Origin of the sequence: Streptomyces sp. NBC_00435, assembly GCF_036014235.1 — a bacterium.
Lineage (GTDB): Bacteria > Actinomycetota > Actinomycetes > Streptomycetales > Streptomycetaceae > Streptomyces.
In genome coordinates this window covers 3,014,753-3,030,434 of the sequence record NZ_CP107924.1, presented here as the reverse complement: position 1 = coordinate 3,030,434, position 15,682 = coordinate 3,014,753, and the positions used below count along the sequence as shown (strand labels likewise).

Genomic DNA, 15,682 nt, shown 5'->3' with positions numbered 1-15,682 from the left:
CGGCGGCAGAATGGGCCGCATGCCGAAGCCGATAGAGACGCCCGTACCCAGCCGCGCCGAGCTCGTCGACCATCTGGTCCGGACGCGGATCGCGGGGCAGGTGGCCACCCCGCGCGAGAACAACCTGTCCCACTACCGCAAGCTCGCCAACGGCGACCGGCACTACTGGCTCGGCCTGGAGCTGGGCGACCGCTGGAGCGACGAGCAGGACGTGCTCGCGGTCATGGCGGAGCGCTGCGGGGTCGTGGACGACCCCGGGCACCGCGTCGGCCAGGACATCATCGACCCGGAACTGACCGTGGCCGGCCTGGACCGGCTGGCGGCGCGGCTGCGCAAGGCCGCGCTGGACCGGCAGAGCGTGCTGCTGGCGACGGGGCACCCCGGTGGCCTGCTGGACGTGCACCGCGCCACCGCCGACGCGCTGCGCGCGGCCGGCTGCGAGATCGTGGTGATCCCGGCGGGCCTCGTCGCCGACGAGGGCTCGGTGTGGCAGTTCGCCGACATCGCCGTGCTGGAGCGCGGGGCGACGCTGTGGCACACCCACTCCCCGGAGCCGATGGCCGCGATCCTGGACGCGCTGGCGGCGCACGGCCGCCCCCAGCCCGACCTGGTCGTCGCCGACCACGGCTGGGCGGGCTGTGCGGCGCAGCGTGGCCTGGACGCGGTGGGCTACGCCGACTGCAACGACCCCGCGCTCTTCCTGGCGGAGGCCGAAGGCACCCTCCAGGTGGCGATCCCCCTGGACGACCACGTGCGCGACCCGCGCTTCTACGACCCGATGGTGGCCTACCTGCTGGACGCGGCGGGCCTGCTGTAGCCCTTCGGGGTGCGGAGCCCCGGGGGGCCGGGCGCGGCCGGCCGGCTCAGCGCAGCCAGCCGCCCGTGAGGGTCTGGACGGCCGAGCCGTCGAGGTCGGCGAGCTTCGGGGCGACGAACTCGCGGGCCCAGTCCGAGGTCTGGACGCGGAACGGCGCGCGCTCCGCGGTCAGCGCAGCGACGATCGGGGCGGCCGCCTCCGCGGAGGTCTGCGCGCCGGCGAAGGACTGCGTGGTGCGCTCGATGTAGGCCTTCAGCGCCGGGGCGTACGGGCCCGCCGCGGCCAGCATGGCCGGGGCGTCGAGCTGCAGGCTGGTGACGAACTCGCTGGCCACGGCGCCCGGTTCGACGACGGTGACCCCGACGCCGACGGTGGCGGCGACCGGCGCGAGTGATTCCATGAACCCCTCGACGGCGAACTTGGCCGCGCAGTAGAACTCGTTGAACGGCTGCCCGACCACTCCGCCGACGCTGGTGACCGTGATGACGCGGCCGCCGCTCGCGCGCAGGTGGGGGAGGGCGGCGCGGGTGAGCTCGACGACGCCGAAGTAGTTGACCTCCATGGCGGAGCGGACCGGCTCCATGCCCTGCTGCTCGATGGTGCCCACGGAGCCCGCGCCGGCGTTGTTCACCACCGCGTCGAGCCGGCCGTGCTCGGCGACGACCTCGGCCACGCAGCCGTTGACGGACGCGGCGTCGGTGACGTCGAGGCGCTTCACCTGGACGAGGTCGGACACCCCGGCCTCCGCGGCGGCCTTGAGCAGGGCGTCGGCGCGGCCGGTGTCGCGCATGGTGGCGACGGTGTGCCAGCCGGCCGCGGCGGCGGCCACGGCGGCGGCGAGGCCGATGCCGGAGGAGGTGCCGGTGATCAGGACGGTCTTGCGGGTCGTGGGGGTCGTGGGGTTCATGGAGGTCTCCCGGGTGCGGCGGAGGGCGTCGGCGCGGACGGCACGGATGGCGCGGACAGCGCGAACGGCACGCGGATAATCTTCGCGTGTACACACACAGATTATCGTTGTGTGTGCGTACACGCAAACAGGTACCCTGGACCCATGGCGCACAACGACCTCACCCTGGGCGGTCTCACCCCCCGCGACCACGCCTTCTACGGGCTCGTCTGGGCGGGCACCACCCTCACCGCCCGGGTGGACCAGGCGCTGACCCGCCGCCACGACCTGCCGTTGTCCTGGTTCGAGGTCATGCTGTGGCTGCGGTCCCGGTCCGAGCCCGTCGCCCCCTCCGAACTGGGGGCCAGGACCCTGCTCAGCCGCAGTCAGGTCTCGCGCGTCACCGACTCGCTCCAGGCCCGCGGCCTCGTCGAGCGGATACCGTCCCCGACCGACGCCCGCTCGATCCGCGTGGCCCTCACCGACGCCGGCCACCGCGCCTTCGCCGAGGCCGACGCCACCCGCCGCGAGGCGCTGGCCGAGGTCTTCGACGACCGCCTCGACGACGAGGACATCGCCGCGCTCGAAGCGGTCTGGGCCAAGCTCAAGGCCCGCCCGCAGGAGTAGGGGGAGCGGCGGCGGGTTCCGGCGGCGGGACCTGCGTGGGCGTCGGGTCCAGGTACACCCGGCGGATCGCCGGGAACCGCTCCCGCAGCTGCGCCTCCGCCTCCTCGCACGCCGCCTCCACCTGCCGGGCCGATGCCAGGTCGTGGAAGTCGACCTTCGCCGCGATCAGCACCTCCGCCGGCCCCTGCACCAGCGTGGTGAGCTCCAGCACGCCCTCGATGTGCAGCACGGACAGCAGCTCCTCCCGCACCTGGGCCCGCATCTCGGCGGGCAGTGGCCGCCCGATCAGGTACTGCGCGTTCGACCTCCCCAGCTCCCAGGCCACCCACACCAGCAGCAGTCCGATCGCCAGCGAGGCCAGACCGTCGTACATGCCGGACCCGGTGAGCTGCGCCCCCAGCAGGCCGCCCGCCGCCAGCGCCAGGCCGATCAGCGCGGCGACGTTCTCCAGCAGGACGGCCTTCACCGCCGTGTCCGGAGTGTGCTTCACGTACAGCCCCAGCGGGGCCCGCATCCGCTCCGCCTCACCCTTGACCTGCCTCCAGGCGACCAGCAGCGAGTAGCCCTCCAGGAGGGCGGCCACGCCGAGGATGATGTAGGAGATCGTCGGATTGCCCGGGTCCTCCCCGTGGATCAGCGTGTGGATGCCGTCGTAGATCGCGAACACCGCGCCGCCGATGAAGGTGGCGATCGACGCCAGCAGCGCCCAGATGTACCGCTCCGGCCCGTACCCGAGCGGGTGGGCCTCGTCCGCGGGCTTCGCGCTGCGCTTCAGCGCGGCCAGCAGCATCACCTCGGTCACCGTGTCGGCCACCGAGTGCGCGGCCTCGGAGAGCATCGCGCTCGATCCGCTGATGACCCCGCCGACCGCCTTGGCCGCCGCGATGCCGAGGTTCGTGACCACGGCGACGAGGACCGTCCCGACGCTTTCGTCTTCGCTTCCACCGCTGCTGGACATGGTGTGACGGTACGTCGGGGCGGCCGTCCTACGCGCGCGGGACGCGCACCACGCCCTCCTGGATGACCGTCACGACCAGCCGCCCGTCCTGGGTCCAGATCCGGGCCTGGCCGAGCCCCCGGCCGGCCGCCGACGAGGGTGACTCCTGGTCGTACAGCAGCCACTCGTCGGCACGGAACGGCCGGTGGAACCACATCGCGTGGTCCAGCGAGGCCCCGACCACGTCACCGACCGCCCACCCGCCGCGCCCGTGCGCGAGCAGTACGGAATCGAGCAGGGTCATGTCGGAGACGTACGTGGCCAGGCAGGTGTGCAGGAGCGGGTCGTCGCTCTCCAGCTTGCCGGCGGTACGGAACCACACCTGCGAACGCGGCTCGACCGGCTCGCCGACGCTGCCCCAGGGCGGGACCGTGGCGTACCGCAGGTCCACCGCGCCGCGCGCGTCGAGGAGCCGTTCCACCGTGCCGGGGTCGCGGAAGACGTCCCGGTAGAGCGGGAGCGCCTCGGCGGCCGTCGGCAGGGTCTCCGGATCGGGCGCGTCGGGCATCGCGCTCTGGTGGTCGAGGCCGTCCTCGTACGTCTGGAAGGACGCGGAGAGGTGGAAGATCGGCTGGCCGTGCTGGACGGCGACGACCCGGCGCGTGGTGAAGGAGCGGCCGTCGCGGATCCGGTCGACCGAGTACACGATCGGCGCGCCCGGGTCCCCGGCGCGCAGGAAGTACGAGTGCAGCGAGTGCGCGGTGCGGTCCTCGGGCACCGTGCGGCCGGCCGCGACCAGGGCCTGGGCCGCGACCTGGCCGCCGAACACCCGCGGTACCACCGCCGAACGGCTGGTACCGCGGAAGATGTTCTCCTCGATCTGCTCCAGGTCGAGCAGATCGAGGAGCGTCGTCAGTGCCTCGTTCATGGTCGGTAAGCGTAAGTCGCTTACTGCTTACAGACCCATGGACTTGGCGATGATGGACTTCATGACCTCGCTGGTGCCGCCGTAGATGCGGTTCACGCGGTTGTCGGCGTACAGGCGGGCGATCGGGTACTCGTTCATGTAGCCGTAGCCGCCGTGCAGCTGGAGGCACTTGTCGATGACGCGGTGCGCGACCTCGGTGCAGAACAGCTTCGCGGACGCGGCCTCGGCGGCGGTGAGCTCACCGGCGTCGAGGGCCTCCAGGGCGCGGTCGGCGACGGCCTCGGCGGCGTCCACCTCGGCCTGGCAGGCGGCCAGTTCGAACTTGGTGTTCTGGAAGTGCGCGACCGGCTTCCCGAAGACGGTGCGGTCCGTCACGTACTGCTGGGCGAACCGGATGGCGGCCTTGGCCTGCGCGTACGCGCCGAAGGCGATGCCCCAGCGCTCGGAGGGCAGGTTGGCGCCGAGGTAGTGGAAGCCCTTGTTCTCCTCGCCCATCAGGTCCTCGACCGGGACCTTCACGTCGACGAACGCCAGCTCGGCGGTGTCGGAGGTGCGCAGGCCGAGCTTGTCCAGCTTGCGGCCGATGGAGTAGCCCTCGGACTTGGTGTCCACGGCGAAGAGGGAGATGCCGAAGCGGCGGTCGTCCTCGCGCGGGGCGGAGGTGCGGGCGCAGACGATCACGCGGTCGGCGTGCACGCCGCCCGTGATGAAGGTCTTGGAGCCGTTGAGGACGTAGTGCGTGCCGTCCTCGGAGAGCTTGGCGGTGGTCTTCATGCCTGCGACGTCGGAGCCCGTGCCCGGCTCGGTCATGGCGAGCGCCCACATCTCCTCGCCGGTGACGAACTTCGGCAGGTAGCGCTTCTTCTGCTCGTCGTCGGCCAGCATCTTGATGTAGGGCAGGGCGAGCAGCACGTGCACGCCGGAGCCGCCGAAGTTGACGCCCGCGCGGGAGGTCTCTTCGTAGAGGACGGCCTCGAACTTGTGGGTGTCCAGGCCCGCGCCGCCGAACTCCTCGGGGACGTTGATGCCGAAGACGCCCAGCTCGCCGAGCTTGTAGTAGAACTCGCGAGGGGCCTGGCCGGCGGCGAACCACTCGTCGTAGACCGGGACGACCTCGGCCTCGATGAAGGCGCGAATGGTCTCGCGGAACGCCTCGTGGTCCTCGTCAAAAACGGTACGGCGCACGGCCGGCTCCCTTCGGTCGCGGCGGTCCGCCGCTTAATGCCTAAGCGCTTGCTCAGATTAAGTTACCGGCGAGTTGTCTCTCCTGTCCAGAGTGAGGTGGGGCACTGCGTCAGAACCCCTCGCAGACCGCGGAGGCGAAGGGGCCGCTGGCCGTCGCCGTGACCGGCGGGGAGTCGTCCACCGTCACCGAGCAGGTGGCCGTGCCGCCGTCGGCGCCGAGCGTGACGACGAGCGAGCCGCCTTTGGCGAAGCCCTTCGTGGTGATCGCCTTGGTCCAGGGCAGGGGCTGGTCACCGATCTGGCTGGAGGAGGCCCTCCCGTCGCGCCAGGTCGAGTAGGAGACGGTCGCGCGCGGGGCGGTTCCGGTCGCCGCGTAGGTGATGCGGGCGGGCCGTCCGGCCTCCTCGGCCACCTCGTTGACGAAGACGGCGAAGAGGGCGGCGCACCCGCCGAGCAGCAGCAGGACCAGGCCGAGCACCACCCACGGCCAGCGGCGACGCCTTCGTGCGGGCGGCCGGGGCGCGTAGGGGTACGAGGGTGGTGCTGGCTGCGGGGGTGCGCCCCGGGGCGGCGGGCCCTCGGGCGGGCGCGGTCCCCAGCCCTGTGGCTCCGGGGAGCTGTCCGGCGGGTTCATGTCCCAAGCGTGGCCCCGGCGGTGGCGCACCGCGACTCGCCCTTCAGGGGCGTCCGGCCGGTCCGGCGTGCCGGAGGGCGAACCACAGCTCCATGCGGGTGTCCGGGTCCTCCAGATCGGCGCCCAGCAGGCCGGCGGCGCGGGCGATGCGCTGGCGCACGGTGTTGCGGTGGACGCCGAGGGCGACCGCGCCGCGGTCCCAGCTGCCGTGGTGGGCGAGCCAGGCGCGCAGGGTGTCCCGCAGGACGGGGGAGAGGGGGCCGAGCAGGGCCTCGGCGTGGGCACGGGCCTCGGCTTCGCCGATGAGCCCCGCGAAGCCGGGGTCCCGGTGCCGGGCCAGCGGGGTACGGGTCGCCTCGGCGCGCTCCAGGGCCCGCCCGGCCTGCGCGTCGGCGCCGGGCAGGCCTTCGGGCCCGGTCGGGGCACTCACCCCGAGCCGCCAGCCGGGCTGCGGGGCGGGGTCCCGGTCGGTGAGCAGGCGTACGCCGTCCTCACGCGGGTCCAGCAGTACGGTGCCCAGCGCGGCCGCCAGGGCCCGCGGGTCCCCGGCGCCGCGGGCGTGCACGGCGTACCAGGGCCCGGGGTCCAGCGCTTCGCCCGGCGCCGCGCCGAGCAGCATCCGGGTCAGCGCGGCGGCCTGCGCCCCGGCCGGGCGGTGGGTCAGCAGCGTCAGCAGTACGGCCGCCACCGAGGCGACGGTGTGGTCCCCGGGGGCCCGGGACGGGGTCGCGAGGGCGAGGACCCGGCCGTCGCCGAGGGCGTGCGCGCTCAGGTGGAGCCCGCTGTGCGCGGCCGTCGCGGTGGCCGCCGCACCCGACCCCACCCGCCGCGCGAGCAGGCCGAGCGCGGCCAGCGCCTCGGGGTCGGGCGCCGACCCGGCGGAGGCGAGGGGGGCGGAGGTGGCGGGGTCGGCGGCGGGCCCGGGCCCCTCCGGCCCGGCGGCGGGCCCCGGCTCCGCCGGCCCGGCGGTGGGGAGGAGCGCCGCCCAGCCGCCCAGGGTGGCCGCCAGGCGGCGCAGGACCGCCGGGACCGGGTCCGGGCGGGCGGCGGCGGCCGCCAGGGACTGCTGGGCCTCGGTGACTCGGCGGAGCTCCGCGGTGCGGGCCTGTGCCATCAGCCGCCAGACGCTGCGGCCCACCGCCGTGAACGGGGTCCCGGGCGGCACCTCGATCAGCGGGAGTCCGTACCGGTCGCAAGCCCCGACGAGGGAACGCGGCACCGTCTCGTGCACCGGGGTCACCCCGAAGCCGAGGGCGCCGACCCCGGCCCGGACCAGCCGGGCCACGTACTCCCCGGGATCCGCCCCGCCGCCGGTCCCGGCCCCGGCGAGGCCCGCCCCAGCCGTCAGCAGCAGCTCGCCGCCCAGCAGGTACGGCGAGGGGTCCGCCATCTCGGAGGCGTGGACGCCGTGCACCTCGCCCTCGCCGGGCCCGGCCAGGTGCCGCAGCCCCAGCTCCCGGTCGGCCAACAGCCGGCCGAGCGCCACCGGCGGGGTCGGAGGGGCTTCCATGGCCATGAATGGATACTCCGTACACATCAGGGGAGCGTGATGGATGAAACGTACACTTCGTGCTCCCGAAGTGTCCGTTTACGCTCGAAGGACCGCACCGCACACCTCCCCGGAAGGCACCCCCATGAGCACGCAGCCGCGCGGACCCGTCGACTCCTCCCGCATCCCGCGCTACGCGGGCCCCGCCACCTTCGCCCGGCTGCCCCGCCTGGACGAGGTCGGCGGCAAGGCGGACGTGGCCGTCGTCGGCGTGCCGTTCGACTCCGGTGTCTCGTACCGCCCCGGTGCCCGCTTCGGCGGCAACGCCATCCGCGAGGCCTCGCGCCTGCTGCGCCCGTACAACCCGGCGCAGGACGCCTCCCCGTTCGCGCTCGCGCAGGTCGCCGACGCCGGTGACATCGCCGCGAACCCCTTCAACATCAACGAGGCCGTCGACACGATCGAGGCGGCGGCCGACGAGCTCATCGGCAACGGCTCGCGTCTGATGACCCTCGGCGGCGACCACACCATCGCGCTCCCGCTCCTGCGCTCGGTGGCCAAGAAGCACGGCCCGGTCGCGCTGCTCCACTTCGACGCCCACCTGGACACCTGGGACACCTACTTCGGCGCCGAGTACACGCACGGCACGCCGTTCCGCCGCGCCGTGGAGGAGGGCATCCTCGACACGGAGGCGCTGTCCCACGTCGGTACGCGCGGCCCGCTGTACGGCAAGCAGGACCTGGACGACGACGCCAAGATGGGCTTCGGCATCGTCACCTCGGCCGACGTCTACCGGCGCGGCGCCGACGAGGTCGCGGACCAGCTGCGCCAGCGCATCGGTGACCGTCCCCTCTACATCTCGATCGACATCGACGTGCTGGACCCGGCGCACGCGCCCGGTACGGGCACGCCCGAAGCCGGCGGCATGACCTCGCGCGAGCTGCTGGAGATCATCCGCGGGCTGTCCTCCTGCAACCTCGTTTCCGCCGACGTCGTCGAGGTCGCCCCGGCGTACGATCACGCGGAGATCACCTCGGTCGCGGCCTCGCACACCGCGTACGAGCTGACCACGATCATGAGCCGGCAGATCGCGCAGGCGAAGGCGAACCCGAAGGGCAAGTAAGCGAAGTGACGCACGACCACGACCTGGTACTCCGTCCCACCGAAGCCCAGAAGGCGGCCGCGCTCGCGCCGCCGCCGGGGCGGACGGGCGGGGACCTGGTCGTGGAGACGCTGCGCTCGCTCGGCGCGACCACCGTCTTCGGCCTGCCGGGCCAGCACGCGCTCGGCCTCTTCGACGCGGTGGGCCGCTCGGACCTGCGCCTCGTCGGACTCCGTACGGAGAACAACGCCGGGTTCGCCGCCGACGCGTACGGCCGGATGACGGGAGAGGCGACCCCGCTCCTGCTGTCCACCGGCCCGGGCGCGCTGATGGCGCTGCCCGCCCTCGCCGAGGCGGCGGCCGCCTCCGCGCCCGTTCTGGCGATCTCCTCGCAGGTCCCGACCCCGGGCCTGGGCGGCGGACGGCGCGGTCACCTGCACGAGCTGCGGGACCAGTCGGCCTCCTTCCGGGACGTGGTCAAGTCCGTGCACACCGCCCGGACCCCCTCCCAGATCCCGTCCGTGATCGCCGAGGCGTGGGAATCCGCGCTGACGGCTCCGCACGGTCCGGTGTGGGTGGAGATCCCGGAGGACGTCCTACGGGCGGAGACCGTCGTCCCCCAGGTCACGGGCATGGACGCGACCCCGCACGAGCTGGCCCCGCGCCCGGAGCTCACCGCGCTGGCCGCGCACTGGCTGGAGAACGCCGAACGCCCGGTGATCATCGCGGGCGGCGGAGTCATCCGCTCGGACGCGGCGGGCAAGCTCAAGCAACTGGCGGAACGCCTGAACGCCCCCGTCGTCACCACCTTCGGCGGCAAGGGCGCCTTCCCCTGGACGCACCCGCTCTCCCTCCAGTCCTGGCTGGAGGACCGCCACATGACGGATTTCCTGGAGGACGCGGACGTCCTCCTGGTCGTCGGCTCGGGCCTGGGCGAACTCTCCTCGAACTACCACACGTTCTTCCCGGAGGGCCGGGTCGTCCAGATCGAGGCGGACCTCGGTAAGCTGGAGTCCAACCACGCGGCCCTCGGCATCCACGCGGACGCCCGCCTCGCCCTGCAGGCCCTCCTCGAAACGGTCGCCGAGCGGCAGGACCCGGGCGCCCCGGAGCGCGTGAGCCTGCTCCTCTCCTCCATCGCGGCCCGCCTGGCCGCCCAGGACCTGACCCTGGAGCAGCAGCTCCTGACCTCGATCCGCGCGGCCCTGCCCCCGCGCTCCCCGTCCTTCTGGGACATGACGATCCTGTCCTACTGGGCCTGGTCCGCCTTCGACGCCAAGCACCCGAACACCATGCACTCGGCCCAGGGTGCGGGCGGCCTCGGGTACGCCTTCCCGGCGGCCCTCGGCGCGGCCGTGGCGGAGCCGGACACCCCGGTCCTCGCGGTCTCCGGCGACGGCGGCGCGATGTACTCGATCGCGGACCTGGCCACGGCCCGCCAGCACGACCTGGACGTCACCTGGCTGATCGTGGACGACGGCGGCTACGGCATCCTGCGCGAGTACGGTTGCGAAACGGGCACCACCCTGACCCGCCCCGACTTCGTGGCCCTGGCCGCCTCCTTCGACGTCCCGGCGGCCACCACCACCCCGCAGTCCCTCCGCGAGGACCTCAAGAAGGCCCTGACCACCCCGGGCCCCACGGTCCTGGTCCTCCCGACCACCCTCAAGATGTTCGCCCCGACGCACGTCTGAACGAAGCCTCCTCGCGGTGCCCGGCCGAGGCCGGCTCCGCGGCCCACTTCCACCGGGTGTGCCGACTCGTCATGACGAAGCTCCCTCCCATGCGACCTCGGCCCACACGGCCTTCCCGATGCCGTGGGCCCGGGGGCACTGCCCCCAGCGCCCGGCGAGCGCCGCGACGATTACGAGCCCGCGCCCCTGTTCGTCGCGGACCGCGGGAGCCCGGGGGGCCAGTTCGACCGGGGGCCCGGCGTCGGCCACCTCCACGCGCAGCACGCCGTCGTACCGGGCGATCCGGACTCCGATGTCCCGCCCCTGCGGGGCACGGGCGTGCCGTACGGCATTGGTGACCAGCTCGGAGAGCAGCAGTTCGGCCGTCTCGGTGGGGTCGGTGCTCGCGCCCCATTCGGCGAGTTGCTTCCGCAGCAGGGCCCGTGCCCGGCCCGGCGTGCGACTGCTGCGCGGGAGTAGCCAGAAGACCTCTTCGCCATGCGCAAGACCCACGGAGTACACCTCTCTAGAGATAGTGCTCCAAGTGAAGCGGGCCGCAGCGGGCGCGGTCAAGCGAATCTCTAGAGATGTTGCGCGTTGTCGTGGGTGTGGGCGAGCGCGTTGGGTCCATGGCGCGAAGAGGTGCCTAGGATGACTAGAGATGATCAGGGAGGACCGCATGCCGAGTGGCGGCGCCGTACGGCAGCCCAAATATCAGCGCATCGCTGCCGCACTGAAGGCCGCCATCGAGGCCGGTGAGTACGGGCCCGGGGACCGGTTGCCCGGCGAGAACGACCTCATGGCCACCTACGGCGTCGCCCGGATGACGGCACGGCAGGCGCTCGGCGTGCTCCAGTCCGAGGGGCTGACCGAAGCCCGCAAGGGCGCCGGGGTCTTCGTCCGGGAGTTCCGGCGGATCCGGCGGCGGGGGATTGAGCGGCTGGCCGAAGGAGTCTGGGGCGAAGGGCGGTCCATCTGGGCCGCCGACACCGAGGACCGGGAACCCGTCGTCGAGCTGCTCTCCGTCACCGAGGAGGCCGCACCCCAGGCCGTCGCCGCCGTGCTCGGACTCCCCGCCGGCTCGCCCGTCTGTGTCCGCCGCCGCAGGTTCCTGCTCGACGGGAAGCCCGTCATGCACGCGACCTCCTACCTCGACGCCGCCCTCGTGGCGGGCACGCCCATCACGGAGCCGGACACCGGCCCCGGCGGGATCTACGCCCGCCTCGCCGAGCTCGGCCGCAAGCCGGCCCGCTTCCGCGAGGAGGTCCGCTCGCGGATGCCCGCCACCGACGAGGCCGCGAGCCTCGGGCTGGCCGCCGGGACCCCCGTCGTGCTGGTCGTCCGTACCGCCTTCGCCGCCGACGGGCGGGTCGTCGAGGTCAACGAGATGGTCCTCGACGCCTCCGCATACGTCCTGGAGTACGAGTTCGACGCCCCGTAGCGTTGGACGGGCCCTGGGGCCGTTCTCCCCGGGCGGCCCCGGCCGCCTCGCCCAGCCGCGCGTAAACCCGTTCGAATTGTTGCGGCGGGATGAAATCCGCCGGTCGGAGCGTTGGCGCTTCCGGTAGGGCAGGACGAACGGGGAGGCAGTACGTGGCTACGGCGGCGGGAACGGCGGCTGGGGACAAACAGGGGTGGGGGCGGCGGCTCGCCGCCTACACCTGGCGCTACAAGGTCAATGTGCTGCTCGCGCTCGGGTCCTCGCTCGGCGGCATGGCCGTCATGGCGCTCGTGCCGCTCGTCACCAAGGTGATCCTCGACGACGTCATCGGTGACAAGACCAAGCCCATGGGGCCCTGGGCCGGGATGCTCATAGGCGCGGCCGTGCTCGTGTACGTGCTCACCTACATACGCCGGTACTACGGCGGCCGCCTCGCCCTCGACGTACAGCACGACCTGCGCACCGACATGTACGACACCATCGCCCGGCTCGACGGGCGCCGCCAGGACGAGCTGTCCACCGGTCAGGTCGTCGGGCGGGCCACGAGCGACCTGCAGCTCATTCAAGGGCTGCTCTTCATGCTGCCCATGACCATCGGGAACTTCCTGCTCTTCGGGATATCCCTCGGGATCATGCTGTGGCTCTCGCCGCTGCTGACCCTCGTCGCGCTGCTCATGGCCCCCGCCCTCTGGTTCATCGCCAAGCGCAGCCGCAAGAAGCTCTTCCCCGCCACCTGGTACGCCCAGAGCCAGGCCGCCGCCGTCGCCACCGTCGTCGACGGGGCCGTCACCGGCGTCCGCGTCGTCAAGGGCTTCGGCCAGGAGGAGCAGGAGACCGGGAAGCTCCGCGACGCCGGCCGGCGGCTGTTCGCCGGGCGGATGCGCGGTATCCGGCTGAACTCCCGCTACACCCCCGCCCTGCAGGCCGTCCCCGCCCTCGGGCAGGTCGCGATGCTGGCCCTCGGCGGCTGGATGGCCACCAAGGGGCAGGTCACCCTCGGTACCTTCGTCGCCTTCTCCACCTACCTCGCCCAGCTCGTCGGCCCCGTCCGGATGCTCGCCATGGTCCTCACCGTGGGCCAGCAGGCCCGCGCCGGCGTGGAGCGGGTCTTCGAACTCATCGACACCGAGCCGGTGATCCGGGAGGGGAGCGAGGAGCTTCCCGCCGACGCCCCCGCCACCGTCGAGTTCCAGGACGTGCGTTTCGGGTACGACCCCGGGCGGCCCGTGCTCGACGGGTTCAGCCTCTCGATCGCCGAGGGCGAGACCGTCGCCCTCGTCGGCTCCTCCGGCAGCGGCAAGTCCACCGCCTCACTCCTCCTGCCGCGGTTCTACGACGCCGACCACGGCGCCGTCCGCGTCGGCGGCCACGATGTGCGCGAGCTGACCTACGACTCGCTGCGCGACGCGATCGGGCTGGTACCCGAGGATTCCTTCCTCTTCTCCGACACCATCCGCGCCAACATCGCCTACGGGCACCCCGGCGCCACCGACGAACAGGTGCTGGCCGCCACCCGCGCCGCCCAGGCCGAAGGGTTCGTCACGGCCCTCCCCGCCGGCTACGACACCAAGGTCGGCGAGCAGGGTCTGACCCTCTCCGGCGGCCAGCGCCAGCGCATCGCGCTCGCCCGCGCCATCCTCACCGACCCCCGCCTGCTGCTCCTCGACGACGCGACCTCCGCCGTCGACGCCCGCGTCGAGCACGAGATCCACGAGGCGCTGCGGGCCGTCATGGCCGGCCGCACCACCCTGCTCATCGCCCACCGCCGCTCCACGCTCGCGCTCGCCGACCGGATCGCCGTACTCGACCAGGGGCGGCTCTCCGACATCGGTACGCACGAGGAGCTGGAGCGCCGCTCCGCCCTGTACCGGCGGCTGCTGACCGATCCGGACGCCCTCGGCGCCGGCTCGCCGCGCACGCCCGAGGCGCCGGCGATGGGCGAGTTCGAGCGGGAGCTCGACCGCGACATCGAGCGGGACATCGAGCTCGAGGCCGAGATCGACTCCGAGCCCGTCAACGCCAAGCGCCGGGTGGCCGGCGGGATCACCCCCGAGCTCTGGCAGCGCCAGGAGGAGGCGGACGAGAAGACCACCGCCCCCGCCGGCATGCCCGCCACCCCCGAACTGCTCGCGCAGGTGGCCGCGCTGCCGCCCGCCGACGACACCCCCGACGTGGACGAGACCCGCGCCGCGTCCGCCGAGGACAGCTACAACCTGCGCCGCCTGCTGCGCGGGTTCTGGGCTCCGCTCGCGATATCCCTCGGCCTCGTCGCCCTCGACGCGGGCTCCGGACTGCTCCTGCCGATCCTGATCCGGCACGGCATCGACAAGGGCGTCGAAGCGGCCGCTCTCGGCGCCGTCTGGGTGGCCGCCCTCCTCGCGCTGGGCGTCGTCGTGGTCCAGTGGGCCGCACAGTTCGCCGAGACCCGGATGACCGGCCGTACCGGCGAGCGGGTGCTCTACGCCCTGCGCGTCAAGATCTTCGCCCAGCTCCAGCGCCTCGGCCTCGACTACTACGAGCGCGAGCTCACCGGCAAGATCATGACCCGGATGACCACCGACGTGGACGCCCTGTCCAGCTTCCTGCAGACCGGGCTCGTCACCGCCGTCGTCTCCGTCTTCACCTTCTTCGGCATCCTGATCGCCCTGCTGGTGCTCGACGTCGAGCTCGCCCTGATCGTCTTCGCCACCCTGCCCCTCCTGATCGTCGGCACGATCGTCTTCCGCCGCAGGTCGGTGGCCGCGTACGAGCTCGCCCGCGACCGGGTCGGCCTGGTCAACGCCGACCTCCAGGAGTCCGTGGCCGGGCTGCGCATCGTCCAGGCCTTCCGCCGCCAGCGCGCGGGCGCCACCCGGTTCGCCGAGCGCAGCGACTCCTACCGGCAGGCCCGGGTGCGGGGGCAGTGGCTGATATCCGTCTACTTCCCCTTCGTGCAGCTGCTGTCCTCCGGGGCCGCGGCCGCCGTGCTGATCGTCGGCGCGAACCGGGTGGAGGCCGGCACGCTCACCACCGGCGCACTGGTCGCCTACCTGCTCTACATCGACCTGTTCTTCGCCCCCGTGCAGCAGCTGTCCCAGGTCTTCGACGGCTACCAGCAGGCCACCGTCTCCCTCGGCCGGATCCAGGGCCTGCTGCGCGAGCCCACCAGCACCCCCCGCCCCGCCGAGCCCCGTCCGGTGCCCGGGCTGCGCGGCGAGATCGCCTTCGAGGGGGTCCACTTCGGGTACGGCACCGCGGAGGAGCGCGGGGAGAAGGAGCCGGCGCTGGCCGGAATCGACCTGCGCATCCCCGCCGGGCAGACCGTCGCCTTCGTCGGCGAGACCGGCGCCGGAAAGTCCACGCTGGTCAAGATGGTGGCCCGGTTCTACGATCCGACCTCCGGCCGGGTCACCGCCGACGGGGTGGACCTGCGCGAGCTGGACCTGACGGGCTACCGCCACCGGCTGGGGGTCGTCCCGCAGGAGCCGTACCTCTTCCCGGGGACGGTCCGCGACGCCATCGCCTACGGGCGGCCGGGGGCGAGCGACGCCGAAGTGGAGGCGGCCGCGCACGCGGTCGGCGCGCACGGCATGATCGCCACCCTCGACGGCGGCTACCTGCACACGGTCACCGAACGCGGCCGCAACCTCTCGGCGGGCCAGCGCCAGCTGATCGCCCTGGCCCGCGCCGAGCTCGTCGACCCCGACGTGCTGCTGCTCGACGAGGCCACCGCCGCCCTCGACCTGGCCACCGAGGCCCTCGTCAACCAGGCCACCGACCGGCTCGCGGGCAAGCGCACCACCCTGGTCGTGGCGCACCGGCTGACGACCGCCGCACGCGCCGACCGGGTGGTGGTCATGGCTCGCGGCCGGGTGGCGGAGGACGGCACCCACGCCGAACTGCTGGCCCGCGGCGGCCGGTACGCGGAGCTGTGGCGCACCTTCGCCGGCGAGGACGAGCCGGCCGCCGCGGCCTGAGGCGGGA

Annotated in this window: 13 protein-coding genes; 6 read left to right on the top strand and 7 right to left on the bottom strand. The window is 73.3% G+C overall.

What is annotated here, in order from left to right:
- Positions 1–10 precede the first annotated feature (10 nt).
- Positions 11–817 carry a phosphatase gene (locus OG389_RS13895; protein ID WP_328298795.1) on the top strand — a complete coding sequence of 269 codons (807 nt, stop codon included), beginning with the start codon at positions 11–13 and terminating at the stop codon, positions 815–817.
- A gap of 46 nt (positions 818–863) precedes the next feature.
- Here OG389_RS13895 and OG389_RS13890 read toward each other — a convergent pair whose 3' ends face one another.
- Complete coding sequence (locus OG389_RS13890) at positions 864–1,724, bottom strand: SDR family NAD(P)-dependent oxidoreductase (protein WP_328298794.1); 861 nt, start codon at positions 1,722–1,724, stop codon at positions 864–866.
- Positions 1,725–1,868: 144 nt separating this feature from the next.
- Between OG389_RS13890 and OG389_RS13885 the strand changes: the two genes are divergently transcribed.
- Positions 1,869–2,330 (top strand): MarR family winged helix-turn-helix transcriptional regulator, encoded by a 462-nt coding sequence (locus OG389_RS13885; RefSeq protein ID WP_328298793.1) that lies wholly within the window; start codon positions 1,869–1,871, stop codon positions 2,328–2,330.
- Here the strand turns inward: OG389_RS13885 and OG389_RS13880 are convergent.
- From OG389_RS13880 to OG389_RS13860, 5 genes are all read right to left on the bottom strand, one after another.
- Positions 2,308–3,288, bottom strand: coding sequence for a cation diffusion facilitator family transporter (locus tag OG389_RS13880; RefSeq protein WP_328298792.1), 981 nt, complete (start codon positions 3,286–3,288; stop codon positions 2,308–2,310). The genes OG389_RS13885 and OG389_RS13880 overlap by 23 nt on opposite strands.
- A 28-nt stretch (positions 3,289–3,316) precedes the next feature.
- Positions 3,317–4,195, bottom strand: a complete 879-nt coding sequence (tesB, locus tag OG389_RS13875; protein ID WP_328298791.1) for an acyl-CoA thioesterase II — start codon at positions 4,193–4,195, stop codon at positions 3,317–3,319.
- Between the two features lie 27 nt (positions 4,196–4,222).
- Positions 4,223–5,380 (bottom strand): acyl-CoA dehydrogenase family protein, encoded by a 1,158-nt coding sequence (locus tag OG389_RS13870; protein WP_328298790.1) that lies wholly within the window; start codon positions 5,378–5,380, stop codon positions 4,223–4,225.
- 109 nt (positions 5,381–5,489) lie between these two features.
- Positions 5,490–6,014 carry a hypothetical protein gene (locus OG389_RS13865; protein ID WP_328298789.1) on the bottom strand — a complete coding sequence of 175 codons (525 nt, stop codon included), beginning with the start codon at positions 6,012–6,014 and terminating at the stop codon, positions 5,490–5,492.
- Positions 6,015–6,057: 43 nt separating this feature from the next.
- Complete coding sequence (locus OG389_RS13860; protein WP_328298788.1) at positions 6,058–7,530, bottom strand: helix-turn-helix domain-containing protein; 1,473 nt, start codon at positions 7,528–7,530, stop codon at positions 6,058–6,060.
- Between the two features lie 118 nt (positions 7,531–7,648).
- Between OG389_RS13860 and speB the strand changes: the two genes are divergently transcribed.
- A complete protein-coding gene (gene speB, locus OG389_RS13855) occupies positions 7,649–8,626 on the top strand; it encodes an agmatinase (RefSeq protein ID WP_328298787.1) in 978 nt (325 codons plus the stop codon).
- Between the two features lie 5 nt (positions 8,627–8,631).
- Positions 8,632–10,299, top strand: coding sequence for a thiamine pyrophosphate-binding protein (locus tag OG389_RS13850; RefSeq protein ID WP_328298786.1), 1,668 nt, complete (start codon positions 8,632–8,634; stop codon positions 10,297–10,299).
- Between the two features lie 69 nt (positions 10,300–10,368).
- Here the strand turns inward: OG389_RS13850 and OG389_RS13845 are convergent, their stop codons facing one another.
- Positions 10,369–10,791 carry an ATP-binding protein gene (locus OG389_RS13845; RefSeq protein WP_328298785.1) on the bottom strand — a complete coding sequence of 141 codons (423 nt, stop codon included), beginning with the start codon at positions 10,789–10,791 and terminating at the stop codon, positions 10,369–10,371.
- Between the two features lie 166 nt (positions 10,792–10,957).
- On the opposite strand from OG389_RS13845, the gene OG389_RS13840 reads away from it, so the two are divergent.
- Together OG389_RS13840 and OG389_RS13835 are read left to right on the top strand one after the other, a co-directional pair.
- Positions 10,958–11,719: a GntR family transcriptional regulator gene (locus tag OG389_RS13840; RefSeq protein WP_328303761.1), complete on the top strand. Its 762-nt coding sequence runs from the start codon at positions 10,958–10,960 to the stop codon at positions 11,717–11,719.
- An 89-nt stretch (positions 11,720–11,808) separates the two neighbouring features.
- Positions 11,809–15,675 (top strand): ABC transporter ATP-binding protein, encoded by a 3,867-nt coding sequence (locus tag OG389_RS13835; protein WP_443059265.1) that lies wholly within the window; start codon positions 11,809–11,811, stop codon positions 15,673–15,675.
- The last annotated feature ends 7 nt before the right edge of the window (positions 15,676–15,682 follow it).

Coding starts and splice junctions, on each gene's coding strand:
- OG389_RS13865 (WP_328298789.1), bottom strand. CDS start 6,014: ATGAACCCGCCGGACAGCTCCCCGGAGCCACAGGGCTGGGGACCGCGC.
- OG389_RS13890 (WP_328298794.1), bottom strand. CDS start 1,724: ATGAACCCCACGACCCCCACGACCCGCAAGACCGTCCTGATCACCGGC.
- OG389_RS13895 (WP_328298795.1), top strand. CDS start 11: ATGGGCCGCATGCCGAAGCCGATAGAGACGCCCGTACCCAGCCGCGCC.
- OG389_RS13840 (WP_328303761.1), top strand. CDS start 10,958: ATGCCGAGTGGCGGCGCCGTACGGCAGCCCAAATATCAGCGCATCGCT.
- tesB (WP_328298791.1), bottom strand. CDS start 4,195: ATGAACGAGGCACTGACGACGCTCCTCGATCTGCTCGACCTGGAGCAG.
- OG389_RS13835 (WP_443059265.1), top strand. CDS start 11,809: ATGAAATCCGCCGGTCGGAGCGTTGGCGCTTCCGGTAGGGCAGGACGA.
- speB (WP_328298787.1), top strand. CDS start 7,649: ATGAGCACGCAGCCGCGCGGACCCGTCGACTCCTCCCGCATCCCGCGC.
- OG389_RS13880 (WP_328298792.1), bottom strand. CDS start 3,288: ATGTCCAGCAGCGGTGGAAGCGAAGACGAAAGCGTCGGGACGGTCCTC.
- OG389_RS13860 (WP_328298788.1), bottom strand. CDS start 7,530: ATGGCCATGGAAGCCCCTCCGACCCCGCCGGTGGCGCTCGGCCGGCTG.
- OG389_RS13885 (WP_328298793.1), top strand. CDS start 1,869: ATGGCGCACAACGACCTCACCCTGGGCGGTCTCACCCCCCGCGACCAC.